This is a genomic window from Citrobacter sp. Cb023, from assembly GCF_030336805.1.
Classification (GTDB): domain Bacteria; phylum Pseudomonadota; class Gammaproteobacteria; order Enterobacterales; family Enterobacteriaceae; genus Citrobacter; species Citrobacter braakii.
Map to the genome: position 1 here is coordinate 1 of NZ_JAOWCV010000008.1, position 211 is coordinate 211.

The 211-nt window shown below is 54.5% G+C and carries 1 tRNA gene; it reads right to left on the bottom strand.

From position 1 onward, the window contains the following. Positions 1-7: 7 nt before the first annotated feature. Positions 8-84, bottom strand: a tRNA-Asp gene (locus OGW44_RS00050). Positions 85-211 lie beyond the last annotated feature (127 nt).

Genomic DNA, 211 nt, shown 5'->3' on the forward strand with positions numbered 1-211 from the left:
TAATAAGTGGCGGAACGGACGGGACTCGAACCCGCGACCCCCTGCGTGACAGGCAGGTATTCTAACCAACTGAACTACCGCTCCACCGAATTTCTTTGTCACTACCCGGATTATTCATCCCGGTTTACTGCAATTTGATGCCTGGCAGTTCCCTACTCTCGCATGGGGAGACCCCACACTACCATCGGCGCTACGGCGTTTCACTTCTGAG